19 protein-coding genes are annotated in these 25,379 nt (G+C 67.1%); 8 read left to right on the forward strand and 11 right to left on the reverse strand.

Features of this window, described 5'->3' with window-relative positions; genetic code table 11:
- Positions 1 to 12: 12 nt before the first annotated feature.
- From N2K95_RS14370 to N2K95_RS14385, 4 genes are all read right to left on the reverse strand, one after another.
- Positions 13 to 1,566, reverse strand: a complete 1,554-nt coding sequence (locus N2K95_RS14370) for an acyl-CoA synthetase (RefSeq protein WP_260652083.1) — start codon at positions 1,564 to 1,566, stop codon at positions 13 to 15.
- A 4-nt stretch (positions 1,567 to 1,570) separates the two neighbouring features.
- Entirely contained in the window at positions 1,571 to 2,581 is a 1,011-nt protein-coding gene (locus N2K95_RS14375; protein ID WP_260652084.1) for an ABC transporter substrate-binding protein, read from the reverse strand.
- A gap of 255 nt (positions 2,582 to 2,836) precedes the next feature.
- Complete coding sequence (gene malQ / locus N2K95_RS14380) at positions 2,837 to 5,005, reverse strand: 4-alpha-glucanotransferase (RefSeq protein ID WP_260652085.1); 2,169 nt, start codon at positions 5,003 to 5,005, stop codon at positions 2,837 to 2,839.
- Between the two features lie 59 nt (positions 5,006 to 5,064).
- Entirely contained in the window at positions 5,065 to 5,391 is a 327-nt protein-coding gene (locus N2K95_RS14385) for a DUF6221 family protein (RefSeq protein ID WP_260652086.1), read from the reverse strand.
- Between the two features lie 112 nt (positions 5,392 to 5,503).
- Here N2K95_RS14385 and N2K95_RS14390 point away from each other — a divergent pair, with 112 nt between their 5' ends.
- Positions 5,504 to 5,737: a hypothetical protein gene (locus tag N2K95_RS14390; RefSeq protein ID WP_260652087.1), complete on the forward strand. Its 234-nt coding sequence runs from the start codon at positions 5,504 to 5,506 to the stop codon at positions 5,735 to 5,737.
- A gap of 22 nt (positions 5,738 to 5,759) precedes the next feature.
- Here the strand turns inward: N2K95_RS14390 and N2K95_RS14395 are convergent, their stop codons facing one another.
- On the reverse strand, positions 5,760 to 6,518 hold the full coding sequence (locus N2K95_RS14395) for an SDR family NAD(P)-dependent oxidoreductase (RefSeq protein ID WP_260652088.1): 759 nt from the start codon (positions 6,516 to 6,518) through the stop codon (positions 5,760 to 5,762).
- Between the two features lie 120 nt (positions 6,519 to 6,638).
- Here N2K95_RS14395 and N2K95_RS14400 point away from each other — a divergent pair, with 120 nt between their 5' ends.
- Positions 6,639 to 8,351 (forward strand): AMP-binding protein, encoded by a 1,713-nt coding sequence (locus N2K95_RS14400; RefSeq protein WP_260652089.1) that lies wholly within the window; start codon positions 6,639 to 6,641, stop codon positions 8,349 to 8,351.
- Here the strand turns inward: N2K95_RS14400 and N2K95_RS14405 are convergent.
- Positions 8,348 to 11,812: a bifunctional proline dehydrogenase/L-glutamate gamma-semialdehyde dehydrogenase gene (locus tag N2K95_RS14405; protein ID WP_260652090.1), complete on the reverse strand. Its 3,465-nt coding sequence runs from the start codon at positions 11,810 to 11,812 to the stop codon at positions 8,348 to 8,350. The genes N2K95_RS14400 and N2K95_RS14405 overlap by 4 nt on opposite strands.
- Before the next feature lie 140 nt (positions 11,813 to 11,952).
- On the opposite strand from N2K95_RS14405, the gene N2K95_RS14410 reads away from it, so the two are divergent.
- The gene (locus N2K95_RS14410; protein WP_260652091.1) at positions 11,953 to 12,858 is read left to right on the forward strand and encodes a LysR substrate-binding domain-containing protein; all 906 of its coding nucleotides are present in this window, start codon (positions 11,953 to 11,955) and stop codon (positions 12,856 to 12,858) included.
- 959 nt (positions 12,859 to 13,817) lie between these two features.
- On the opposite strand, the gene N2K95_RS14415 is transcribed toward N2K95_RS14410, so the two are convergent.
- The 4 genes from N2K95_RS14415 to N2K95_RS14430 all read right to left on the reverse strand — a co-directional run bounded on the left by N2K95_RS14415 (position 13,818) and on the right by N2K95_RS14430 (position 18,584).
- Positions 13,818 to 14,768, reverse strand: coding sequence for a YsnF/AvaK domain-containing protein (locus N2K95_RS14415; RefSeq protein ID WP_260652092.1), 951 nt, complete (start codon positions 14,766 to 14,768; stop codon positions 13,818 to 13,820).
- Between the two features lie 213 nt (positions 14,769 to 14,981).
- The gene (locus N2K95_RS14420) at positions 14,982 to 16,670 is read right to left on the reverse strand and encodes a long-chain-fatty-acid--CoA ligase (RefSeq protein ID WP_260652093.1); all 1,689 of its coding nucleotides are present in this window, start codon (positions 16,668 to 16,670) and stop codon (positions 14,982 to 14,984) included.
- 81 nt (positions 16,671 to 16,751) lie between these two features.
- On the reverse strand, positions 16,752 to 17,717 hold the full coding sequence (locus tag N2K95_RS14425; protein ID WP_260652094.1) for an ATP-grasp domain-containing protein: 966 nt from the start codon (positions 17,715 to 17,717) through the stop codon (positions 16,752 to 16,754).
- Between the two features lie 114 nt (positions 17,718 to 17,831).
- Entirely contained in the window at positions 17,832 to 18,584 is a 753-nt protein-coding gene (locus tag N2K95_RS14430; protein ID WP_260652095.1) for an SDR family NAD(P)-dependent oxidoreductase, read from the reverse strand.
- 134 nt (positions 18,585 to 18,718) lie between these two features.
- On the opposite strand from N2K95_RS14430, the gene N2K95_RS14435 reads away from it, so the two are divergent.
- The 3 genes from N2K95_RS14435 (at position 18,719) to N2K95_RS14445 (ending at position 21,746) form a co-directional block, all read left to right on the forward strand.
- A complete protein-coding gene (locus tag N2K95_RS14435) occupies positions 18,719 to 19,405 on the forward strand; it encodes a phosphoribosyltransferase (protein ID WP_260652096.1) in 687 nt (228 codons plus the stop codon).
- A 153-nt stretch (positions 19,406 to 19,558) separates the two neighbouring features.
- On the forward strand, positions 19,559 to 20,155 hold the full coding sequence (locus tag N2K95_RS14440) for an HdeD family acid-resistance protein (protein WP_260652097.1): 597 nt from the start codon (positions 19,559 to 19,561) through the stop codon (positions 20,153 to 20,155).
- Positions 20,156 to 20,459: 304 nt separating this feature from the next.
- Positions 20,460 to 21,746 carry an ammonium transporter gene (locus tag N2K95_RS14445; protein WP_260652098.1) on the forward strand — a complete coding sequence of 429 codons (1,287 nt, stop codon included), beginning with the start codon at positions 20,460 to 20,462 and terminating at the stop codon, positions 21,744 to 21,746.
- Positions 21,747 to 21,833: 87 nt separating this feature from the next.
- Here N2K95_RS14445 and N2K95_RS14450 read toward each other — a convergent pair whose 3' ends face one another.
- Complete coding sequence (locus N2K95_RS14450) at positions 21,834 to 23,627, reverse strand: thiamine pyrophosphate-requiring protein (RefSeq protein WP_260652099.1); 1,794 nt, start codon at positions 23,625 to 23,627, stop codon at positions 21,834 to 21,836.
- A 140-nt stretch (positions 23,628 to 23,767) separates the two neighbouring features.
- Here N2K95_RS14450 and N2K95_RS14455 point away from each other — a divergent pair, with 140 nt between their 5' ends.
- Positions 23,768 to 24,310, forward strand: coding sequence for a dihydrofolate reductase family protein (locus N2K95_RS14455; RefSeq protein WP_260652100.1), 543 nt, complete (start codon positions 23,768 to 23,770; stop codon positions 24,308 to 24,310).
- A gap of 250 nt (positions 24,311 to 24,560) precedes the next feature.
- Positions 24,561 to 25,376 (forward strand): alpha/beta fold hydrolase, encoded by an 816-nt coding sequence (locus N2K95_RS14460; protein WP_260652101.1) that lies wholly within the window; start codon positions 24,561 to 24,563, stop codon positions 25,374 to 25,376.
- Positions 25,377 to 25,379: the final 3 nt, after the last annotated feature.

Below are 25,379 nucleotides of genomic sequence, written 5' to 3' on the forward strand. Positions count from 1 at the left end.
TTTGTGCTGCAGTCAGCCCGAATACTGCCGGCGCAGCTCAGCCTTGCGGATCTTTCCACTCGCTGTTCGGGGAAAGTCCTCCACCATCGTCACGGTGCGCGGCACTTTGTACCGGGCCAGCCGCGCGAAGAGGTGTTGCTGTACTTCTTCGGCCGTCAGCGCGTATCCCTCCCGCAGGCTGATGACCGCCCGGGGCACTTCGCCCCATTTGCTGTCCGGCACTCCGATCACGGCAACGGCAGCCACGGCCTCCAGTTCCGCAATGGCCTGCTCGACCTCGGCCGGATAAATGTTCTCTCCGCCGGAAATGATCATGTCCTTCAGCCGGTCGGAGATGAACAGGTACCCGTCGTCGTCGAAATAGCCCATGTCCCCCGAGCGGAACCATGCGTCCTCCGCGTAGGCCTCCGCGGTGGCGTCGGGCCGGTTCCAGTAGGAGCGGATGACGTTGGGGCCGGAAATCTGGATCTCCCCCACCTCCCCCGCCGGGAGCACCCCGCCGTCCGGGCCCGTGACCCGCACGTCGGTGAAAAAGTGCGGCAGCCCGGCAGAGCCTGCCTTTTCCCGGGACCGCGCGGCGGGAAGCGCCGTGGCACCCGGAGCCGTTTCGGTCATTCCATAGCCGTTGGAGAAGGACAGGCCGCGGGCCTCATAGGCCTCCAGGACGCGCAGGGGCACTGCGGATCCGCCGCAGGTGATGGTGGTCAGCGAGCTGATGTCCCGCTTGTCCCAGTCCGGATGTTCGCACAGCATCTGGTACGTGGTGGGAACGCCGCTGATGTAGGTAGCCGCATACTGTTCAATCGCGGCCAGCGTGCGGCCCGGTTCGAACCTGGTTTCCAGCACCACCGTTCCGCCCTTGAGGAGCACCGGAAGCACACCCATGTCCAGGGAGGCGACGTGGAACAACGGGGAGATCATCAGGGCGACCTCGGTCCCGGACACGTCATAGTCCACCAGCACGTTGTAGCAGTTCCAGGCGAGGTTGGCGTGGGACAGCAGGGCACCTTTGGGCTGGCCGGTGGTGCCGGAGGTGTAGAGGATCATCGCCCCGTCCTCTCCCCGGACGGGCAGGTCCAGCCGGTCCGGGGACGCTCCGGCAATCACCGCGTCGAAGTCAGACACGGGCTGCCCGCCTGCTGCGGCCGGACCGACCTCCGGCGCGGCGCCGTCGGCGACCTCCAGCCGCACCGCCACCGAGGTGCCGGCCGATCCCAGCTGCGCCAGCCGGGCGAGCGCACCCGTGTACACCAGGACCGTGCTGCCCGAATCCTGCAGTGCAAACCGGATCTCGGGCGGCGCCAGGCGGGTGTTCAGCGGAACAAAGACGGCGCCCAGGGTTCCGGCGGCGAAGAACGTCTCCAGGAAGGCGGGATGGTTATCCCCGAGGAACGCCACCCGGGAGCCGTGGTCCACACCGGACGCCCGCAGTGCCTGTGCCAGCCGGTTGATCCGCTCGTCCAGCTCCGTGTAGCTGATGCCCCGGCCCTGGAAGACCAGTGCCGTCCGGCCGGCGGACTTCAGGCGCCGGCGGTGTATCCATGATCCCAGCCCCTGGTTTTCCATGGCGCTACTGCACCGTCATGGCATCGACGTCCGGTTCCTTTGCCACAAACTCGTACTTCATCATGAGGGCACCCATATCGTCCAGCTGGTCGCTTCGAAGTTCGGCATCGAACTCCTCCATGGCCAGGTTCTCGGCGACTGCCGGGTCCATATCCATGAACGCCGGAAGGGTGGCGCGGACGTCGTCGATGTTGGCCTGCGCAGAGGTGAGCGTTTCGGTGACGGCTTCCTTGAACGCCGTGACAGTTTCCGCGTTTTCCTCCGCGTACCGGCCGGAGGTAAACGTGACCATCGTAGGCATCCCGGGGACCGCTTCCTGGTTCGGATAGCCCACCAGGACATAGTCAGGATTGGCCAGGGCACGGCTCAGGAAAGGCTCGGGCAGCCAGATTGCGTCGGTGTTGCCGAGCTCGAGCTGGGCTTCCATATCCGGGAAGGGCAGCTCGTTGAACTTGATCTGCTCCGGATCGGCGCCGGCCAGGGCGGCGCTTTCCATGATGGTCAGATCACCTTGGGTATTGACCGCGTTGACGGTAGTGGTTTTGCCTTCCAGATCCGCGAAGGACGTGATCCCGGAGTCCGCGCGGGCCACCACGCCGTTGATGTCATTGCCCTCGGAGAGGGAATTCGAGTACCCGGAGACGATCTGCATATCCAGGCCCTTGTCCTTGGCCACCATGACCGACAGCGGGTTACCCACGGCGAAATGGATATCACCGGTGGAGACCGCGGGCAGCATGGCCGCACCGCCCTGGCCCCGCTGGAGCTCTATTTCCAGCCCGTGCTTCTCGAAAATTCCTTCGTCAATGCCGTACTGCATGGCTGAGGACGGCGCGATGGACAGCACCCCCACCACTATCTGCTGCAGTTCACCGGTGCCGGAACTTTCACTGCCCGACGGCGACGACTCGGCCTCGGAGCCGCCAGTCGAACCGGAGCAGCCGGTCAGTGCCAGTGCCAGCAGAACTCCGCCTGCCGCAGCGGTGGACAGTTTCCTGGTGATCGTGTTCCTCATGACCTACCTCTTCATTGTGGTGGTAAGAGTGGTGCCCTGGCCGTAACCCCGGACGGTGGCTCCATGAACCCGTGGCGGCGGCTGGCTCCATGTCACCCCGGATCATTGAGAATGTCAACAGTATTATTTTTCCCATACCGGCAGGGACCCCGGGAAGCGCACAAAAAAGCGGTGCGGTGGTCCGCAAGGCAGACCACCGCACCGGTGCTGAAACGAAATCTCCGCAACGCCCGGAGGCGAGGGCGGAGTGGAACCCTAGATCCCCTTCTGCATCAGGGCTGCCAGGGAGCGGAACCTTTCGTTCTGTTCCAGATTATCCAGCAGCACCGCGTCGCCGTCGGGACCGCAGAGGGGAATCCGCCAGTTCGGATACTCATCGGCCGTCCCCGGCTGGTTCTGGGTCTTCTTCTCGCCCACCAGATCCGCCAGGGCCACTCCCAGAAGCACCGAGGGGGTCTGCAGGATGAATTCGTGCAGCGCCTCCACGGTCTGCTGCACTTCCTCGCCGTGCATCTGCCCGGCCACCTGATCAGAGGCGGACTCCGGCAGCAGTCCGCGCTGCCGGAGCGCGTCCAGCACGGCCTCCTGCGCCTCGCTGTCCGCCTTCCGCTCTTCCTCCACCGGCCGGTTGAGCAGGCCCAGGGATTCGCGCAGGTTCACGTGTTCGCCGGCCAGGTAGCCGGCAGTCGGCGGGAGGTCATGGGTGTTGACGCTGGTCAGCGCGCCCACCCGGTATTCCTCGGGTGCCCGGGGGCCGTCCTCGGTCTGCTCGAACCACAGGATGGAGGTGCCCAGCACCCCGCGCTCGGCGAGGTATTCCTGGACCCACGGCTCAAATACGCCCAGGTCTTCGCCGATGACGACGGCGCCGGCCCGCTGGGCTTCCAGCGCCAGGATGCCGATCATCGCCTCGTGGTCGTAGTAGACGTACGCACCCTCGCCCGGAGACCCGGCCTCCTGCGGGATCCACCAGAGCCGGATCAGGCCCAGGATGTGGTCCACGCGGATACCGCCGGCATGCCGGAGGATGGTGCGGATCATGTCCCGGTAAGCGGCATAGCCGGACTCGGCCAGGCGTCCCGGGTGCCACGGCGGCTGGCTCCAGTCCTGGCCGCGCTGGTTGAACATGTCCGGCGGTGCACCCACGGAAATGCCGGAGGTCAGCACATCACGGAGCATCCAGGCGTCGGCGCCGCTGGGGTGCACACCCACAGCGAGGTCATGGATGACGCCGATTCCCATGCCGGCCTTCTTCGCGGCCCGCTGGACGGCTTCGAGCTGCTCGTCGCAGATCCACTGCAGCCACTCGAAGAAGTCGATGCGTTCCTGCAGCCGGGGCAGCTGCCGGATCACGTAGTCGCTGTCCGGACCGGTGGCCTCGGCCCATTCCGGGGCGCCGGGGGCCAGTTCCTCTGCCAGAGCACACCAGCGGGCGAAGTTTTCCAGGCCCTGCCCGGCGTCGGCCTTGAAGGCGTCAAACTGCTTCTGCCGGCCCGGGCTGCGCTCCACCTGGTACACATCCTGCAGTGCCTGCAGTTTGGCGGCATAGCTGGCGTTGCGGTCCAGTTCCGCCGCGGAGGTGTTAGCCGGGTAAAGCGATCGGGCCGCTTCTTCGGCCGCCTGGCGCCGGTCGTCGGTGAGGTAGGCGTATTCGGGTACTGCTTCCACCCGAATGTACAGCGGGTTGAAGAACCGCCGGGTGGTGGGGAGGTACGGGGAAGGCTCGATGGGGGGAACGGGCTCCGCAGCGTGGAGCGGGTTGATCAGGACGAACCCGGCGTCGTAATCCGTGCCCGCAACGGCGGCAAGGTCCGCCAGATCGGTAAGGTCTCCGATCCCCCAGGACCGGGAGGAGCGGACGGAGTACAGCTGCGCCTGCACGCCCCAGGCGCGGTCGGCTTCCAGCGAGTCCGCAGTGTCGAGCCGGTCCGGGGTGACCACCAGCACGGCGCTGCCGGAGGTGTCGCCGCTTACCACTTCCAGACGGTGCCAGCCCAGTTCCAGTCCCTTGGGCAGGGGAACCATGGTGCGTGCCACGGCTGAGCCGTCCACGTCGCGTTCCTCCTCGGGCGTGGAGGGCCAGTCCAGTTCCTGCTCCGAGCCGTCTTCCAGGCGGAGGGTCAGCTGCGCGGAGCTGTCCGGCGGCAGGTGGACCGGCACGCTGCCCGGCTGACCCTGGCGGACGACGACGGTGGGCGGCAGCGGGCGCTTCCATGCGGCTGCCTTTGACTCGGTCAGGGACCGCTCCAAGTCCTGCTCTGAATCGGTGGCCAGGCCCATGGCGGAAAGGACGCTGCGCAGCGTGGAGTCCGAAACCGGTTGCTCGGAACCGTCCCATCCGGTGAAGGTGGTGGCTACCTTGTGAAAATCGGCAAGCTGATGGAGAAGATCCGGGGTGGACGGGGCTTTGGGCTTTTCACTCATAAAACCAATCTATGGCCCCGGCCCCGCCGAACGCACCTTCGGGGTCGGCTGCCTGCCCGCTAGGGGTGTTCCTGCGTGAGGCGCCAATTGTCCTGGAAATCCGGATGGTCTTCGTGGACGGCAGCGAGCGCGGAAAGCGCCAGCCGCGTCCATTCCAGCTCCTCGCGGAACTGGGGATCCTCGTCGGGGTCCACCACCATGCGCGAAAGGGCATGGCGGCGGGTGCCCCCGATGATCTCGATGAGCATAAGCTTCGTTTCGCATTCCTTCAGCAACCGTTCCTCATACCAGCGGTCGGAGAGTGAAACGTCGGAGGATGCGAGTAGTTTGCGGGCTTCGGAAATGTCTTCCTGGAAACGTGTGACCAGGAAATCGACGATATCCATGGCCCGAATCGTACCTGTCCGGCGCCCGCCGGTCAGGAGTCCATGCGTGAACGGGAATATTTAATGGCCAAGCCGTGGTTACTGTAAGCATCAACTAAACAGGAGACGCATTTTGCCGGTAGCTAACGCCCACTCCCAATCCACGACGTCGCACGCCAGGCGCGTGCGCAGCATCCGTTCCCTTCGCCGCGGCGACACCGTTGAAGCCCGCAGCGGCGGCACCACCTATTTCCGCGGCGAGGTCCAGGACACCGCCCCCGGCCTGTCCACGGTCTGGATCCGCGATGAGTCCACCGGCCAGCGGACGGCGGCCAGCATGGACGATTTCAGCCTCTGGAAAGAGTAGGGGATCCCGCTCCCGGGCGGAATCAGCGGTCAATCAGGGCACCGGCGCTGATGTTCAGCGTCGCCGCTGTCATGCTGGCGGCACGGTCGGAGGCGGCGAAGGCCGCCACGTTGCCGACGTCGTCCAGGGTGGCCGCGCGGCCCAGCATCGTGGAGCGGACCATGGCGTCGGCAATCTCGCCGGCGCCTTCCATGTTTTCCGGCAGTGTTTCCGGAACCCCGCCGCTGCGCAGGGTCAGCACCCGGATCCCGTAGGACCCCAGCTCACTGGAGAGCTGGCGGCGCATGGACTCCATCGCCTCAAAAGCTGTCTGCAGCCCGCCCAGGAACAGACCGGGCACCGGATCCCCCGAGCCGCCGAACACCAGAATCACCCCTGACCGCTGGCGCATCATATGCCGTGCTGCGGCCTGCGAGGTCAGGAAAATGGTCTCGACGGCGGTGGCGACCGGCCGGAGATAATCGGCCACGGACATTTCGGCCATAGGCGTCCCCTGCACGTCCCCGTGCTGGATCACGTTCATGGAGATGTCCAGGCTGCCGGCTGCCGCCACCACGTCGTCGGCATGCTCGTTAACCGCCCGCGCGTTGGTGGCATCCAGCAGGGCCGTGTCCGCCGTTCCCCCGGCCTGCCGGATCCGCTCCGCCACCGCTTCGAGCGGTCCGGGTGTGCGGCCGGCGAGGAACACCCGCGCCCCCTCCCGGGCAAAGGCCTGCGCCACGGCTGAGCCAATGCCGCCGCCCCCGCCGTAAATCACCGCATTCTTTCCACTGAGGTCCATGGTCCCGCCTCCCGGTTGCCCTGCCTGCCCTGCCGGTCCCGCCCGCCCGCATACGGTCCCCATCATGGGCCGCTGCCCGGTGCAGACACAATGTCCCGGCTAAGCCCGCGTCGGCCTAGCATGGAGACTACGGCCGCGGGAGTGATCCACGGCACACTTGATGGAACGGAGCCGCACAAGATGTTCAACGCCCTCACTGTCCAGGAACCGGTGGCGCCCGCCGCGCTGCTGTGCGACCGGCATCCCGCCGACTCGGTTGCCTTTACCGTCATTGAGCAGGACCTCTCGGCCACGGACCTGACCTACGGGGAACTGCAGGAGAGTTCGGAGCGGGCAGCGGCTGCGCTTGCCCGGCTGGGGGTGCGCCGCGGGGACCGGGTGGCAACGCTGATGGGCAAGAGCGGCGACCTGGTGACAGTGCTGCTGGGCCTGTGGCGGCTGGGGGCGGTCCATGTGCCGCTGTTCACCGCGTTTGCCACGCCTGCCGTTTCCGTCCGGCTGGCCGCCAGCGGAGCCCGGGTGGTGGTCGCGGACGGAAACCAGCTGGACAAGGTTTCACCGCTGGTTTCCGACCTTGGACTCACGGTCCTGGCCGCCGGGGCAGCCGGGGATGCCGGGGATGCCGGGGCAGCCGGGGCAGCCGGGGATGCAGCCGCCGGGGTCCAGGACTGGCTGGAGCTGCTGTCCACCGAGCAGCCCGGCATGCCGCCGGCAGTCCTGGATCCGGAGGACCTGCTGGTGGAGATCTTCACGTCGGGCACCACCGGGGCGCCCAAGGGAGTTCCCGTGCCGGTGTCCGCGCTCGAAGCGTTTTCCGCGTACTTCTCCTACGGATTGGATGTGCGGGATGAGGACGTGTTCTGGAACGCTGCAGATCCGGGCTGGGCCTACGGCCTGTACTACGGGATCCTGGCGCCGCTGGCTGCGGGCCGCCGGAACCTGCTGCTGCGCGGCAGTTTCAGCGCGAAGCTGTGCTGGCAGGTCCTGGAGCGGTTCGGCGTCACGAACTTCGCCGCGGCGCCCACCATTTTCCGCTCGCTGCGGGCCGAAGCGCCCGACGGCGTCGGCCCCCTGGCGCTGCAGCGCGCCTCAAGTGCGGGCGAACCTCTGGACGCCGAAACCATCAGCTGGGCCACCCGCTGCCTGGGCACTCCCGTCCGGGACCACTACGGGCAGACGGAAATGGGGATGTGCATTGTGAACGGCTGGGAGGAATCGGTGTCCCGCGAGATCCGCCCCGGATCCATGGGCCACGCCCTGCCCGGCTACCGCACCGAAGTGCTGTCACTGGAAGAAGACTCTCCGGCCGCGCCGGGCGAGAAGGGGCGGGTGGCCATTGACGTTCCGGCCAGCCCGTTGATGTGGTTCCGCGGCTACACGGACAATCCGCAGAAATCCGCAGAACGCTACAGCAGTGACGGCCGCTGGTACTACACCGGAGACACCGGGTCACGCGATGCCGACGGCTACACCTACTTCTCCGCCCGGGATGACGATGTGATCATCATGGCCGGTTACCGGATCGGCCCGTTCGAGGTCGAATCCGTCCTGGCCACGCATCCGGAGGTGGCGGAGAGTGCCGTGATCGGGGTGCCGGACGAGCTGCGCGGGGAACGGCTCGAGGCGTACGTGGTGCTCCGCTCCGGCTCCGGCTCCCCCGAGCTGGCGGCGGAACTGCAGCAGCTGGTCAAGACGCAGTATGCCGCCCATGCGTATCCGCGGGCGGTGCACTTTGTGGAGGAGCTGCCAAAAACGCCGAGCGGAAAGCTGCAGCGTTTCCTGCTGCGTGCTTCCCGCCCGGCGTCGGAGTCCGAACCTCCGGTGAACGCCTAGATCAGCGCGTCCGAGAGGAAGTTCGGCGTTCCGAAGCGGTGCGCGGTGATGCTGACGGCCTGCTCGTGCAGGAACGGCAGCAGCTCCAGGCGGCCGGATTCGGTGACGGGCTGGGCGTAGACCGCGATATCCGGGGTGCCGCCGGTGGCTTCGGCCAGCGCCGGGGCGGAGCCGCCGATGAGCCGGACCCGACCGGAGGTCAGCGAGGCAGCCGAAGCCAGCCAGGCGGCGTCGTCCTGAACCCGGAACTCAAGTCCGAGTTCGGTCAGGACGGCCCGCACTCCGGCGGGGAGGTCGACGGCGGCGGACACGGACACGTTCGATCCTGCGGTCAGCGCTGCGGCCAGGACCCGGACGAGCCGGGCTGCGGGCTGGCCTTCGGCGAGGCGCACGGTGACCGGAACGGGAACGTACCGGAACACGTTGCGCTCGGCGGACAGGGCGGACACGTCCTTCGCGGTGCCGAATTCACTGTTCCAGGCACGCGCGTCGCTGTTCGCAGCGCGGCGGAGGAAGGCGGCGTCGTCGGCAGTGAAGACCGAGCCGGCCGATTCCGCGGCGGCGACCAGGCGTGCTGCCGGCGCTGCTGCGGGCAGTTCAACGGCTGCTTCGGAGGTGCCGTTTACGGCTTCCCAGTTGCCCAGGCCGATCAGGTAGTTCGGACCGCCGGCCTTGGTGCCTGCACCCACGGCGGACTTCTTCCAGCCGCCGAACGGCTGGCGGCGGACGATGGCGCCGGTGATGCCGCGGTTCACGTACAGGTTGCCCGCGGAGATGCGGTTCAGCCAGACGTCCATTTCCGCGGGCTCAAGGGAGTGCAGGCCCGCGGTGAGGCCGTAGTCGATGTCATTGGCCATATCGATGGCCTCTTCGAGGGTAGCGGCGGTCATGACGCCGAGGATCGGTCCGAAGTACTCGGTGAGGTGGTACTCCGAGCCGCGGCGGACACCGGTGCGGATGCCCGGGCTCCACAGCCGGCCGCTCTCATCGAGCTGTTCCGGCTTCAGCAGCCAGGTTTCGCCCTCGCCCAGTTCGGTAAGGCCCCGAAGGAGCTTGCCGGCGGCGGGCTCGATGACCGGGCCCATCTGCGTGGTGGGATCTTCGGGGTAGCCGACCTTCAGTGACTGGACGGCGTCCACGAGCTGGTTCCGGAAGCGCTGGGACCGAGCCACGGAACCGACCAGGATCACCAGCGACGCGGCGGAGCATTTCTGCCCGGCATGGCCGAAGGCGGACGCAGCGACGTCGCGGGCGGCGAGGTCGAAGTCCGCACTCGGGGTGACGATCACGGTGTTCTTGCCCGAGGTTTCGGCCAGGAGCGGCAGATCGGGGCGGAAGGAGCGGAACAGTTCGGCGGTCTCGTAGCCGCCGGTCAGGATCACGCGGTCCACGGCCGGGTGGGAAATCAGCTGGCGGCCGAGTTCCTTTTCACCCAGCTGGACGAGCTGCAGGACGTCGCGCGGAACGCCGGCTTCCCAGAGGGCTTCCACCATGACCGCACCGCTGCGGGCGGACTGGCGGGCGGGCTTGATAACGACGGCGGACCCGGCGGCCAGCGCCGCAAGGGTCGAGCCTGCCGGGATGGCTACCGGGAAGTTCCACGGCGGGGTGACCACGGTCAGGCGGGCCGGGACGAAGCGGGCGCCCTCCACGGTGTCGAGTTCGCGGGCGAGCTCGGCGTAGTAATGCGCGAAGTCGATGGCTTCGGAGACCTCGGGGTCCGACTGGTCCAGGGTCTTGCCGGTTTCGGCGGCCATGACCTCCATCAGATCGGCACGGCGTGCCTCGAGGACTTCGCCCGCGCGGTGCAGGACCTCGGCGCGTTCGGCACCGCTGAGTGCACCCCAGGCCTTGCTCTTGGTGACGGCGGTGTTGATGACGGCGTCGAGCTCCGCCTCGTTGCTCACGGCGGCCGCGGCGACGGCGGCCTTGCCCAGTTCGGACCCGGGGACGCGGGCGAGGATGCCGCGGCCCCAGGCCTGGTTTGCGGGCAGCGACGGATCGCTGTCCGGGGTGTTGTCGAAGCTGTCCGTGGCCGCGGCCACGGCGGGGAGGTTCCGGTCCTGCACACGGTGCGGGGCAGGAACGGCGGTGTCCAGGTTCTCCAGCGAAGCCAGGAAGCGCAGTTTCTCGCGTTCGAACAATGCCTCGTTGTCGGCCAGTTCAAACACGGCGGACATGAAGTTCTCCGAGCTGGCGCCTTCCTCCAGCCGGCGGATCAGGTAGGCAATGGCAACGTCGAATTCCGCCGGGTGCACCACCGGGGTGTAGAGCAGCAGGCTGCCGACGTCGCGGCGCACCACCTCGGCCTGGCCCGCGGCCATGCCCAGCAGCATTTCGAATTCGATGCCGTCCCGCACGCCGCGTTCCCCGGCCAGCAGCCAGGCGAACGCGACGTCGAACAGGTTGTGTCCGGCAACGCCGATCCGCACGTTCTTGATGCGGTCCGGATGCAGGGCGTAGTTGATGACGCGCTTGTAGTTGGTGTCGCTGTCCGCCTTGGTGTGCCAGGTGGCCAGCGGCCAGCCGTGCAGGGAGGCTTCGACCTGTTCCATGGGCAGGTTGGCGCCCTTGACCACGCGGACCTTGATGGCGGCACCGCCGTCGGCGCGGCGGGCGGCAGCGAATTCCTGCAGGCGCACCATGGCCGAGAGGGCGTCCGGGAGATAGGCCTGAAGCACGATGCCGGCTTCCAGGTCTTTGAACTCAGGCTGCGAGAGGATCCCGGTGAAGACCGCCATGGTCATCTCCAGGTCCTTGTACTCCTCCATGTCCAGGTTGATGAACTTCTTCACCGGGGACTGCGCGGCGCGGCGGAAGAGCGGGGTGAGGGAGTCGATGACGTGCTGCACGGCCTCGTTGAATGCCCACGGGGAGTGCGGGGCCACGGTGGAGGAGACCTTGATGGAGACGTAGTCGACGTCGTCGCGGGCCAGGAGGGCGTGGGTGCCTTCCAGACGGCGGGCTGCCTCGTGCTGGCCGAGGACGGCCTCGCCGAGGAGGTTCATGTTCAGCCGGGTGTTGTCCTTGCGGATGCCCGCGATGGCCTTGCCGAGCTTGGCGTCGGTGGCGTCAACGATGAGGTGGCCGACCATTTCGCGCAGCACCTTGCGGGCGGCGGGGATGACCACCTGCGGCACAACCGGTCCGAGGATGCCGCCGGCACGCACGGCGGCACGCATGTACCAGGGCAGGAATCCGGGCACACGGGGGGCCAGGGCGGCGAGGTTGCGGGCGGCGACGCGGATATCTTCGGGGCGCACAACGCCGTCGACGAAGCCCACGGTGAAGCCCAGACCGTCCGGGTCCTTGAGGACCCCGGCCAGCTGGGCGGCGGACGCGTCCACGGGCACGGCAGCTGCCTCGGTCAGCCAGCGGCGGACAAGGGCGACGGACTGCTCTGCCAGCTCGGCGCTGGGGGCGGCGTCGGCGGTGGCGCGGTCCTCATAGGTGTCGGTCATGACTTGGTGCTCTTTTCATCTAACAGGTGGTTATCCCCCGGGGGTACTGATCCAGTATCCGCTTGTAGTTCAATTAGATAAAGCGATCTTTTCCAACCAATACAGGTTGGCTCTCCTTATCAATTCGAAGGACGTCCCGCGTGCTTGATATCCGCCGCCTTCGGCTGCTGCATGAACTGAAAGTCCGGGGCACGCTGGCGTCCGTTGCCACGGCATTGAATTTCAGTCCGTCCTCGGTGTCGCAGCAGCTGGCCCTGCTGGAAAAGGAGGTGGGGGTGCCGCTGCTGCGCAAGACCGGGCGGCGGGTCACGCTCACTCCGCAGGCCGAGATCCTGGTGGAGCACGCGGCCGGCATCCTGGATGCCATGGAGCGGGCCGAAGCTGGTCTGGCCGAGTCCCTGATCACCGTGACGGGAACGGTCCGGCTGGCTGTCTTCCAGTCCGCGGCTCTGGCCCTGATGCCGGATGCCCTGACCATCCTTGGCCGGGATTATCCGGAGGTGCGGATCGAAATGACCCAGCGCGAACCGGAAACCGCCCTCTATGAAACCTGGGCCCGGGATTTCGACCTGGTGATTGCCGAACAGTACCCCGGGCACGCGGCGCCCAGGCATCCCGGGCTGGACCGGGTGCAGCTCACCACGGATGCCATCCATCTGGCGGTGCCTGCCGGGGAGTTGGGCGGCGGCGAGGTCCGGTCCATCGCAGACACCGCATCCCGTGCCTGGGTGATGGAACCCCGCGGCGCCGCCTCGCGGCACTGGGCCGAGCAGGCGTGCCGGCAGGCGGGGTTCGAGCCGGATGTTCGGTATGAAACGGCGGACCTGCAGGCGCAGATCCGACTGATCGAGTCCGGCAACGCCGTCGGCCTCATGCCGGAACTGGTGTGGACCGGCCGCACTCCGACGGTCCGGCTGCTGGATCTGCCGGGGCGGCCGCGGCGGACCATCTTCACCTCGGTCCGGGAGGCGGGGAGCCAGCGTCCGGCCATCCTCGCGTGCCGGGAGGTCCTGGAGCGGACGGCCCGGCTGGTGTCCTCCGTGTAGGTGTGTGCCGGGCGGGCTGGGGCCTGGCCGCCAGCACAGCGTCCCACCGGGTGGGCTGCTGTTGCTGATGGGACCTCAGGAGCTACGACGAGCCCCAAACCGTGGGACCCCGTACGCGGAGGGGTCTCCCGCCAGCACAGCGCCCCATCGGGTGGGGCAGCTGATGCTGGTGGGAGCTCAGGAGATACCACCAGCCCCAAACCATGGGACCCCGTGCGCGCTGGGACTGACTCCCAGCACAGCGTCCCATCGGGTGGGGCCTCTGGTGCTGATGGGACCCCAGTAGACACCACCAACCCCAAACCGTGGGACCCCGTGCGCGCTAACGCCATTCAGTGTGCAGTAAATGCAGTCCGGCCGCTCGGCAGGCAGCATCTACTGCACTATGAAGCCGCAGCTCGGCTCCGCGTCGGCTGGTTCACAGCTGATGTCCTCTGCGGTTCCGCCAGGCAGCTTCAGGTGTACGTACACAAGAGGCGCCGGGCTGCCCGCTGGGTGGTGCTGCTGTGACAGCGGCCCCACCAATAACATCAGCACCAGTCGCTGGGATTCGGAGCCGGCTATACGGGAGATTCACGGGGCGGAACTGATCTACTGAGCAGATAATGCGCTTATGGCCACCGGATAACCCCGTTATCTGCTCAGCAGATCCCGAACCCCCGCGAATAACCCCGTTATCTGCTCAGCAGATCCCGAACCCCCGCGAATAACCCCGTTATCTGCTCAGCAGAAACCGGACCCCCGCGAATAACCCCGTTATCTGCTCAGCAGAAACCGGACCCCCGCGAATAACCCCGTTATCTGCTCAGCAGAACCCAGTCCCCCGCACTCATCACCCCCGGGACCAGCACAGCGGCAGCGCCTACCCCAGACCAGGCCGGCATCCCCCACCCCGCACAGCACAACGGCGGACCCCGGAAGCCCGGGACCCGCCGTCGTGCGCGTTGGAGAGTTGGAACCTAGCGGCTACCGCCGGACCCGGATCCGGAGGACCCGGACGAACCTGAGCCGGAACCGGACCCGCCGGACTTCTTCCCGCGGCCGGAGGAGCTGTCGTTCACGTCCGTGTCGATCTGCTCCTTGCGGACCTCCTCGGACACACTCTCCGTGCCGGTGACCGTCTCCGTATCCAGGCGAACACGCTCCACCGGTTCGGTGTGCTTGGACACCACTGCTTCTTCGGCGTGGAGGGTCACTTCGTGCTCGTCTTCGCTGAGTTCGGCGCCGGAGAGGGCATCACCCGCATTGGCGTCCGTAATGGGCTCACGCTCGATCCGCACTTCCTCGTGGCTGACCGGCACCTGCTTGGTGACGGTCTCCGTCACGATGTACTTGCGCAGCCGCGCCTTGCCCACTGCCCGGCTCTCGGTGCCGACGTTGAGCCGCTCCTCCGAACGGGTCATGGCGTCGTCTCCGCTGGAACCCGAGCCCGAACCCGAACCGGAGCCGGAGGACGAGGAAAGGCTGGACGTGCCCGAACTGGTGGACGTGCCCGCGGTCCGTGAATCCGAAACGGTACCGCTGCCCATGCTGCTGTCCCGCGTCTCGGTGATGGTGTCGGTTTCCGAGACGGACTCGGAGGATCCGTCGTCGTAACTGAAGCCGTAGTAGCGGTAGAGGGTGACTTCCTCATCGGGGCTGATCGAACCGTCGCTTTCAATGTGCGGCGCGTTCTTAACCTCTTCCTTGGAGTAAGGCACCAGGACGTCGGCGCCCTCAACGGTTGCCTCGCTGAGGGGAATGAACGTTTCCGAGGTGCCGAAGAGGCCGGTGTTCACGGTGACCCATGCCGGTTCGTCGGTCTGGTCGTCCAGGTAGAAGGTGCCTACGGCGCCGATCCGGTCACCGTTTGGACCCACCACATTGCCCGAACCACTCATGAGTCCTTCGACCTGCTGATTCGTGATCATCTTGTTCTCCTCGCGACAGCGAATCCGCCGAGTCGGTTGACCGACGGCAATTCACCACCGGCCTGAGCGGAGACAGCAGGGCGATCGGTAATCCGCCTGCGGCTCCGGGCCGGCTGGTTGACTGGTGAGGAACCTGGCACACATACCAAGCCCACTTACAATTCCAACCGCTGGCCCGGGGACCGTCAATAGGTACTTATAGAGAGGGAAGAACTACGCGTCCTGCAGCAGCTTGTCCCGCACCTGGCGGCGCAGCACCTTGCCCAGCATGGACTTGGGCAGTTCCTCAATAACCACGATCTTCCGCGGCACCTTGTAGGGCGTGAGCCGTTCGCGGCAGTAGGCGCGCAGCGCGGCCTCGTCGAGTTCGGCACCTTCCTGGAGGACGACGGCGGCCACCACCTGCTCGCCGCCGTCGGCCCGGGGCAGGCCCACCACGGCGGCGTCGAGGATGTGCTGGTGGGTGCGCAGCACGTCCTCGACCTCCGACGGCGAGACGTTGAAGCCGCCGGTGATGATCAGTTCCTTGCGGCGGTCCACCACCTTCACGAAGCCGTCCTCGTCCACGGTGACGATGTCCCCGGAGCGCAGCCAACCGCCGTCGAGCAGTACCTCGGCAGTGCCCTCGGGGTTGTTCCAGTACCCTGCGAAAACCTGCGGCCCCCGGATGAGCAGCTCGCCGGGGGCACCGCGCTCGACGTCGTTCTCCGGGTGTTCCGGGTCCACCACACGCATGTCGGTGCTCGGGAAGGGAACGCCGATGGTGCCGTTGCGGCGCGATTCGGCGAACGGGTTGCCCAGGGCCACCGGGGAGGATTCGGTCAGTCCGTAGCCTTCGACCAGCAGCCCGCCGGAGACCTCTTCCCAGAGCTTCACCGTTGCGGCGGGGAGGGTCATGGCGCCGGAGATGGCGAAGCGGATGGTGGACAGGTCCACGCCGCGCTTCTTGGACTCGTTCGCGGTCTTTTCGTAGATCGGCGGAACGGCGCAGAAGACGGTGGGCTTGGATTTCTTGGCTGCGGCCAGCACCAGGTCGACGTCGAACTTGGGGAACAACACCAGCCGCGATCCGGTCAGGACCGAGAAGGTCAGGTACAGGGTCAGGCCGAAGGCGTGGAACATCGGCAGCACGCCGTAAATGACTTCCTTGCCCTCCTGCGCACCGTGCATCCAGGCCTTGCCCTGCAGTGCGTTGGACCGCAGATTGTAATGCGTCAGCATCACGCCCTTGGGCAGCCCGGTAGTGCCGGAGGTGTACTGCAGCGCTGCCAGGTCGGTGACCTCCGGGCGCGGGTGCTCCGGCGCCAGGGGTGCGTTGTCCAGCAGCTCTTCCCAGGACATGGTGCGCTCGGTCTTAACCGTCAGGCCCGCGCGGGTGCGCCGCAGGGACGGAACGGGCAGGGCCAGCGCCATTCGCTTGATGCGGGGCATCGTCTTGGTGATGTTCACGGCCACGATGGTTTCCACGGCCACGTCGCCGGGGAAGTCCTGGACCTTCTCCACCGCCTTGTCCCAGACGATGGCCACCTTCGCCCCGTGGTTTTCGAACTGGTGGCGCAGCTCGCGCTCCGTGTACAGCGGGTTGTGGCCGACGACGACGGCGCCCAGCCGGAGCACAGCGTAGAACGCGATGAGGTACTGGGGGCAGTTGGGCAGGATGACGGCGACCCGGTGGCCCTTGCGCACGCCCAGCTTCCGCAGGCCTTCAGCGGCCCGGTTAATCCGGTCGCCGAGGTCCCGATACGTGGTTTCCGCGCCGAAGAATTCCAGGGCCACCTTGCTGCCGAACCGCTCCACAGCATCTTCCATCATGGCTGTCAGGGACTCCGTGGGCAGCTCAATCTGCGCGGGAACGCCGGGCTGATAGTTCTTGACCCAATGCGGTTCCGGGGCAGCAGACATGGAGGACTCCTTCTGGTCGGACAATACTTCGACTATATCGAGGCAGCAGCCCTGTGGATAAAAAAGTTGTGCCGCACCACGCTATCCGACGGCGGGGTCCAGAGACGCCAGATACCGGGCCAGGGCACGGGGCGCGGACCGCGGAGCCGCCGCTTCGACGGCGGCGTTGTAGTTCGTGTTGGTGTTCACGTCATAGGTGAGCAGCCGGCCGTCCGCGGCCTCGATGAACTCAATGCCGCAGACCTCCAGCCGGTTGCGGCGGGCGAATTCCAGGTACTTGCCGATCACGGGGTGGTCGAAATCCTCGCGCAGGCTGAACAGCTGGGTGTCCGCGTCCGGAGCAATGGTGGCGCCGGGCGGCATGATCGGCTTGCCCGTGGACGGGTCGATGGCGCAGGCATCGGCGGGGCAGAGCTGGAATCCACCGCGGGCCGTGTCCGCCTTGATGGCGTAGAGGAATTCCCCGCCCACAATCTCCGCCCGGGTGATGAAGGGCTCGGCCGCAACAATGTACTCCTGGATCAGGGTGATGCCGTCCGCCGGCTCCTCGAACTCCTCCGACGCGACGTAGTCCGCCAGTTCGCCGTGGGATTCGAACTTCCGGACCCCGAGTCCCTTGCCGCCCTGGTTGTGCTTGGTGATGAACGGCGCCTCGAATTCCTTCGCTGCGGCCAGGATTTGGTGGCGTCCGACGGCAGCGACGGTGCGTGGAGTGTCGATGCCCGCGGCGCGCAGCGCGGTCAGCTGGTCCACCTTGCTCATTTCCAGCTCCAGCACGCGGCGGCCGTTGACCGTCCGGCGGCCGTGCGCTTCGAGCCAGGACAGCACCGCCCGGGCGTAGTCCTTGGACAGCCCGTGCTCCCTGGTGTGCGAGGAGGCGCTGATCCGGGACCAGAAAATCCCCTCCGGCGGCACGGAGTCCAGGTCCAGGACGCCGTCGGTGAGCAGCCATTCCTCCACGTGCACACCTTCGGCTTCGAAGGCGCGGGCAAACGGCGGGAACCACTCGGGGTTCTCATGCAGGGCATAGACCGTGGGGGTGCTCATGGGACTCGCTTTCGCCGGTTCGTCGTCGGCCGGGAGGGCCGGCGGTGCAGAGCAACCCTAGGCCCGACGGCGGGGCGATGCCAGCTTCCGTGACGCCCGACGTCGGCCGCCCTCCTACCGCCCCCGGCCTGCCAGCTTAGCCACGAGTGCCTGCGGCGCCCGGTTGCCGACGGTGGCCAGCACCCGGTACCGCTTGGACGGAATGGAGATGCCCTTACCCGCGAAGGCGTCTGCGAGGGCTTCGCGCACCACGCGGTCCGCATTGAGCCACATCCACTTGGGGTAGATGGTCTTGTCCATCTCCATCCGCGCGTGGAAATCCGTGTGGACAAAGCCCGGGCAGACGGCGGTCACGGTGATGCCCCGGTCCCGGTAATAGAGGTTGGCCCAGCGGCTGAAGTTGATCACCCAGGCCTTCGCGGCGCTGTAGGTTCCCCGCGGGATGAAGCCGGCCACCGAGGCCACATTGATGATCCGGCCGCCGCCGCGGGAGGACATGGCATTCAGCGCTGCGTGGCTCAGCTGCAGCGGCGCGCCCACCAGCACGTTCAAGTGGTCCACTTCGTCCTGCAGTTCGTTGCGGGCAAAATCGTTCTTCAGCCCGTAGCCGGCGTTGTTGACCAGCAGTCCGACGTCGGGTTTCCGTACGCGGTCAGCGACGGCGGCCACCCCTTCCGGGGTAGCGAGGTCCGCCGCAATCCACTCGGTCTTCACGGAGTAGTCCCGTGCCAGTTCCTCCGCGGTGGATTCCAGCCGCTCAGTATTCCGGCCGGTGAGCACCAGGTTGTACCCGCGCTGCGCGAGCTGGCGGGCGAACTCCGCGCCGATCCCGGATGTGGCTCCTGTGATAACTGCTGTCTGCGTCATACCGCCACCTTTCTATGCCGCGGCGGGTTTGGCAACGCGGCCGGTTGTGTACGCCCCTTGCCGGTGCCGGCGGTGGTCCCTAGCTTGGGAGGAGCACCGAGCCCGTTTATTCCCTTACTGATCCGTCCCTTCCCATGTTCTTCTCCGCTTCTGCTTCCTCCGCCCGCTGGGAGGACCGTGCCGACGCCGGCCGGGACCTCGCCGTCGGGCTGGCCGCCTATGCGGGGGCACCCGGATTGCTGGTCCTGGGCCTCCCCCGCGGCGGAGTCCCCGTGGCAGCCGAAGCGGCGCGGGCGTTGTCCGCCCCGCTGGATGTGGTGGTGGTGCGCAAGATCGGCTTCCCGGAGCAGCCGGAGCTGGCCGCCGGTGCGGTGGCCGGCATCGCGGGAACGGTCTGCACAGTCCGCAACGAGGACGTACTCCGTTACTGGCGCAGCCGCGATCCCGGCGCGGAGGACCTGTTTGCAGCCGCGGCGGAGGAACAGCTTGCTGAAGTCCGGCGGCGGGAGGAGCTGTTCCGGCCGGGAGCGCCGGCGCGGAACATCACCGGCGCGACGGTCATTGCGGTGGATGACGGGCTGGCCACCGGAGCGACCATGCGCGCGGCCCTGGGAGCGGTCCGAAAGCTCGGGCCGGGGCGGCTGGTCGCGGCGGCCCCGGTGGCGTGCGGCAGTACGGCGGGGCTCCTCGTCCCGCCGCCCGACGACGTCGTGGTGCCCTGGCCGAACAGCGGACTGGAGGCGGTGGGGCTGGCCTACCGCCGGTTCGGCCAGACCACAGACACCGAGGTCCGTGCACTGCTGGGCGTCGAAGGGGATTGACCGCCGCCGGGGGAAGGCCCTCCCCCGCCGATCCCATGCCGGGCCGGCCGGTTCCGGGGCAGTTCCCTAGAGAAGCAGGCCCGCCGCGGCGGATACTAGGGGGTGACCGGCGTCCGCCGGACCGGGGGGAGAATCTCTCTGGAGGTTTTGGGAATGTCCGCATCAGGCAGTTCTTTCCATCAAGAGGGCGGGTTCGCGTTGGACGCCTTGAACCTTGCCAAGTCCGCGGTGCGGGGCATCCGCCTGGGACTGGGCATCACCGGACTGGTTTCGGTGGTCCTGGGGCTGCTGGTCCTGTTCTGGCCCGGGGCGACGCTCGAGGTTCTCGCGGTCCTCTTCGGCCTGTATTTCGTTGTCGCCGGTGCGGTCCGCATCCTGCTCGGCATCTTCACCGGGCTGGGCGCAGGATTGAAGATCCTCAATATCCTGGTGGGCCTGGCCCTGCTGGTAGTGGGGGTTATTGCCGTCCGCAATCCCATGGAAACCCTGACGGCCCTCGGGCTGGTCATCGGGATCGCCTGGATAGTGGAGGGCGTTATGGCCCTGGCCGAGTCTGACCGCGGCGGGTCCCGCTGGTTCGCCATTGTCCTGGGCGTCCTCAGCATTCTCGCCGGGATTGTGGTGCTCTTCCTCCCCCTGGAAACCCTCGCGGTTCTCGTGATTTACGGCGGGATCTTCCTTGTGGTCCTGGGTGCAATCCAGATTGTCCGGGCCTTTGCCTTCGGCCGCGGCATGCCCCGGAACGCCTAGCTTCCCCGCTTCCCTGACAGCTAGGCCGCCGGCGGCACGCGCCCGAGCCGGGCGGCGCGCCGGGCATGCGCGCAGGAGCCGGGCGCATACGCACCCAGCAGGCTCCCAGCAGACATCCAGCCCGCGTTAACGCACCGCTAACCTCAAGGCGCTCCCGGCCGTAACATCCCGGCCCCACCCTTAAAGCAGCGCCGCTAATACCGGGGTGCCCGGCCGGCCGCGGGGGGCCGGCCCGTCCATATTCTCCGCCCGGCTGCGTCGGCAGAAGCAGAAACGGGCGCACAACCCGAACGGGAGTACCTCCATGGACTCTGGAAACACGGCCTGGCTGCTGGCCAGTTCCGCTTTGGTCTGCCTGATGATCCCCGGGATCGCCTTCTTCTACGGCGGCATGGTGGGCTCACGGCGGATCCTGAACATGATGATGATGTGCTTCGGCGGGGCCAGCCTCGTCGCCGTCCTATGGGTGCTTTACGGCTATTCCGCAGCATTCGGCGATTCGCTGGGCGGTGTGGGCCTGCTGGGCGACCCGCTGGAATACCTCGGCCTCTCCGCGCTCCTCGCTGAAGATCCCGCCGCGTCCGTCCCGGTGGCCCTGTTCGCAGCCTTCCAGCTGATGTTCGCCTGCGTGACCACTGCCCTGGTGGCCGGGTCCGCGGCCGGTCGGATGAAGTTCGGGGCCTGGATGGTCTTCGCCGGTCTTTGGGCCACACTGGTCTATTTCCCGGTGGCGCACTGGGTCTTCGCTTTCGACAACGCGGAAGGCACCGTCGTCGGCGGCTGGATCGCCAACCGGCTGGGCGCCATCGACTTTGCCGGCGGCACCGCGGTGCACCTGAACGCCGGTGTTGCTGCCCTGGCCCTGGCGCTGGTCCTGGGCCGCAGCAAGGGCTGGCCGAACTCGCACGGCCAGCCGCACAGCCGGCCGCTGATCCTGCTGGGGGCAAGCCTGCTGTGGATCGGCTGGTACGGCTTCAACGCGGGCTCAGCCCTCAGCGCGGGCCATTCCGCCGCCGTCGTCTTCCTGAATACAGCCGTCGCGGCCGCAGCCGGTCTGCTGGGCTGGATGCTGATGGAACGGCTGCGGCTGGGCCGCTCCTCGAGCCTGGGTGCGGCGTCGGGCCTGATTGCCGCACTGGTGGCCATCACCCCGGCGTGTGGTGCGGTGAGTCCACTGGGCGCCGTCGCCATCGGTGCGATCGCCGGGCTGGTCTGCTCGCTGGCCATCGAACTGAAGTTCCGCCTCGGGTTCGATGATTCGCTGGACGTGGTGGCCGTGCACGCGGTCGGCGGCCTGCTGGGCACCCTCCTGATTGGCCTGTTCGCCACGGAGGCAGCACCCAACGGGGTGAGCGGTCTCTTCTACGGCGGCGGCTTCTCCCTGCTCGGCAGCCAGGCCATCGCCTGCGGCGCCGTGCTGGTCTACTCCTTCGTAGTCACCTGGGTGATTGCCAAGGTGCTGCAGCTGACCATCGGCCTGCGCATCCCGGAGGAGAGCGAGCTGCGGGGCATCGACCTCATGGCCCACTCCGAATCCGCCTACCTGAATGATGAAGAACCCGTGGAGCTCGGCGCACCGACCCGCACCTAGGTCGGGGGTACCGAAAGGAGGAACGGGCGCACCCGCTGCGGGTGCGCCCGTTCCGGCGTTCCGGGGGCTGCTCCTGCCCCGGAATGCTCAGAGATCGCGGTAGAGTCCCTCTTCCTGCTCCAGGTAGATATCCAGCAGCCGGCGGGCATGCTCGCCCGCGGCGCCCTCCTGCGCCAGTCCGTCCTTCATGGTCTCGGCCTGGGCGGCACCGCTGGGGAACGGCGGCAGCAGCGGCACCGCGGGATCGGTGACCACCTCGATCAGGAACGGCCGCGTGGCGGCGAGCGCCACGTCCCAGGCCTCGCCCAGCAGTTCCGGATCCTCCACCCGGATGCTTTCCAGCCCCAGCAGCTTGGCGTACTCGGCGTACGGAAAGTCCGGCAGCGACTGGCTGGCCTCGAACCGCGGATCGCCCTCCATCTCACGCTGTTCCCACGTGACCTCGGCCAGCTCACGGTTGTTGAGCACGCAGAGAACGAAGCGGGGGTCCTCCCACTTCTGCCAGAGCCGGCTCAGGGTGATCAGTTCGGTCACTCCGGCCATCTGCATGGCGCCGTCGCCGGAGAGCGCCACCACCGGACGGTCCGGGTACGCCAGCTTCGCGGCCAAACCGTACGGCACGGCGCAGCCCATGCTGGCCAGCGTGCTGGACAGGTGCGCGGGCACGCCTTCCGGAAGGTGCAGGTGCCGCGCGTACCAGTACACGGAACTGCCGACGTCGACCGCCACCTGCGCGTTGTCCGGCAGGCGCCGGTTCAGCTCGTACACCACGCGTTCCGGGTTCACCGGATCGGCGGGCGTCATGGCCCGCGTCCGGGCCAGCTCGTGCCAGCGGCGGACGCTTTCCTCCACCTGCCGCCGCCAGGGCGCGTCCGGCCGGGCTTCCAGCAGCGGAATCAAGGCGTCCAGGGTGGCCACGGCGTCTCCGGTGATGCCGACCTCCACCGGGTAGCGGTTGCCGACAGCGGACGCATCCCGGTCAATCTGTACTCCCCGCGCGGTCCCGGGCTTGGGATAGAACTCCGTCCACGGATCGCTGGATCCGATGATCAGCAGGGTGTCGCAGTTGTCCATCACGTAGCCGGCGGAACTGGTGCCCAGATGCCCCATGGTCCCGGCGGAAAGCGGCAGTGTTTCATCCACGTACGGTTTGCCGAGCAGGCTGGTGGTGATGCCGGCACCGATCTTGTCGGCCAAAGCGTAAACCTGTGCGCGGGCATCGCGGGCACCCTGCCCCACCAGCAGGGCCACCCGCTCGCCGGAGTTGATCACTTCCGCGGCGGCCCGGATATCCGCTTCAGCCGGTGAGGTCCGCGCGGGGCTGAACACCGGGACGGTGTTGAGGATGCCGTGCTCCTGTTCCAGTTCCGGCGCCGGTGCCTGCTGCACATCATGCGGAATGATGACGACGGCGGGCGTTCCGGTGGCCAGCGCCTTCTTGAATGCGCGGTCCAGCACCAGCGGAACCTGTTCAGGGGAGTTGATCTGCTGGCGGAACGCCGAGGCCACGTCCCTGGTCAGGTTCATCAGGTCCACTTCCTGCATGTAGGAGGACCCCAGCACGCTGCGGGACTGCTGGCCGACGATGGCCACCACGGGCGCCCCGTCCAGCCGCGCGTCGTACAGGCCGTTGAGCAGGTGGATCGCGCCGGGGCCCTGCGTGGACATCACCACACCCACTCCGCCGGTGTATTTGGCATGTCCCACGGCCATGAAGGCGGCGTTTTCCTCGTGCCGGACCTGGATGAACTCGGGGTCGCCGCTGCGGCGCATGGCACCCAGGACGGTATTGATGCCGTCTCCGCTGTAGCCGAACACCCGGTCCACGTTCCAGGCCTGCAGGCGTTCGACAATCAGATCCGCTACGAGCCGCTCGCTCATGGTTTTCCCTTCCGCGCTGTCCGCCCGGCCGGTTGCCAGCCCCGGCCGACGCAACAAATGATCAGGCTGCTTATGGTCAATGCCTATCAACCTATCCCAGAAGGCTTCGCTGGGTACCGGTGCACCGTTATCCTCGTCCCATGCCTAAGGTCATCTATTACGTTGCCTCCTCCCTGGACGGTTTTATCGCTACGGAGGACAACCGCCTGGACTGGCTGCTCCAGTTCGGTTTCGAGGCCTTCCAGGACCATTACAACCGGTTCATGGCCGACGTCGGCGCCGTGGTGATGGGCGCGGAAACCTACCGCTGGCTCCGGGCGGAGGAGCCGGAGAGCTGGGAGTATTCGCAGCCGTGCTGGGTGCTCAGCCACCGGGAGGAACCGGCTCCGCCGGAGGGTGACATCCGGTTTGCCTCGGGGGACGTCCGGGAGGTCCTGCGGGAAGCCCGTGACGCGGCGGGAGAGCGCAACATCTGGATGGTGGGCGGCGGCAACGTGGCGGCCCAGTTCGCCGAGGCCGGCCTGCTGGATGAATTGTGGGTGACCTACATGCCGGTGGCCTTGGGCAGCGGGAGGCGGCTCCTGCCGGTGTCCGGGCCCACCGCGCCCATGCGCCTGCTTGCCGCTACCTCCTTCGACGGCGGGGCGGTCGAACTCCGTTACGGCGTATCGAAAGCGCAATAGCCCGGCGTTTAGGGCACCGGCAATGCGGCACTTACCGTTTTCGCGGACATTTGACAGACATTCTGCACTCGCACGGCGTAAATGGTGGCTGATTTGTTGTCACGATGCTTGTTTACATTCCGGCCCGTCCGCCACGGCATTCCAGCCGCGACCCGGCTGGCCGTTTATACCCAAGCGGACCTGTAATGTTTGCTGTGACTCCGCTCATGGTATTGCGGGCACGGCATAAGAAAAGCAGGCGTACAGGTAAATGAAGACTGATATCCGCACCCGGAACAACGTTCAAGTGCTGGGACGAGCGGACGGGCCAGTGCTGCTTTTCGCCCATGGTTTCGGCTGCGATCAGGGAATGTGGTCACGGGTGCTGCCCCGCTTCACCGATGACTTCAAAGTGGTCCTCTTCGACCATGTAGGGGCGGGCGGTTCCGATCTGGATGCCTACACCCCGGCTAAGTACTCCACCCTGGACGGCTACGTGGCCGACGTCCTGGAACTGTGCGAGGACCTGGACCTGCAGGACGTCACCTTCATTGGTCACAGCGTCAGCGCCATGATGGCCATCGCGGCCGGTGCCACCGCGGCCGAGCGTCTTGCCCGGATCATCCTGGTTGCCCCGTCGCCCAGCTACATGGACTATCCCGAGGACGGCTACGTGGGCGGCTTCAGCCGGGCCGATCTGGATGAACTCCTCGAATCCCTCGACACCAATTACCTGGTCTGGGCCGCCGCCATGGCCCCGGTGATCATGGGCAACCCCGCCGCACCGGCCCTGGGCACCGAACTCGAAGGCAGTTTCTGCCGGGTCAACCCGGGCATCGCCCGGCAGTTCGCCCGCGTGGCGTTCCTGACCGACGTGCGGAGCCTGCTGCCCAAGGTCACCGTTCCCTCGCTCATCATGCAGGCCTCAGCGGACCTTCTGGCCCCGGACCATGTGGGCCGCTACCTGCAGGAACACCTCCCGCAGAGCACCCTGGTCCAGATGAAAGCCACCGGCCACCTCCCCCACGTGAGTGCACCGGAGGAGACCGCGGACATCATCCTCGGCTACCTGCAGCAATCAAAGTAGACC

Source organism: Arthrobacter zhaoxinii (assembly GCF_025244925.1).
GTDB classification, from domain to species: domain Bacteria; phylum Actinomycetota; class Actinomycetes; order Actinomycetales; family Micrococcaceae; genus Arthrobacter_B; species Arthrobacter_B zhaoxinii.